Raw genomic sequence first — 278 nt, 5'->3', positions numbered from 1 at the left:
GGCCAGGGTCCGGGAGCTCGTGGGCTACTACCGCTACGACACCTCGACCGAACTGGCGAAACTCAACGAGATCTGGGACCTGGACGCCCTCTTCACGAACTATCTTCTGCCGCAACAAAAGCTGGTTTCGAAGACGCGCCACGGCGCGAAGGTCATCAAGAAACACGACCAGGCAATCACCCCACACCAGCGTGCCGCCCACCACCCCGAGGTCCGAAAACGGGCAGTCATCGGCATGAACGCCCAACTTAAACGGCTCAAACCCGCAGCCCTGTCCC

The 278-nt window shown here is 61.2% G+C and carries 1 protein-coding gene; it reads left to right on the top strand.

Going from position 1 to position 278, the window contains the following annotated elements; genetic code table 11:
- Positions 1–19: 19 nt before the first annotated feature.
- A partial coding sequence (locus SB764_RS39585) for a hypothetical protein (RefSeq protein WP_410866692.1) occupies positions 20–278 on the top strand: 259 nt, incomplete at its 3' end.

The organism is Paraburkholderia sp. SIMBA_027 (assembly GCF_046535315.1).
Taxonomy (GTDB): Bacteria; Pseudomonadota; Gammaproteobacteria; order Burkholderiales; family Burkholderiaceae; genus Paraburkholderia; species Paraburkholderia tropica.
The sequence above is the reverse complement of the archived record's forward strand: the minus strand, read 5'-3'. Positions and strand labels throughout refer to the sequence as shown.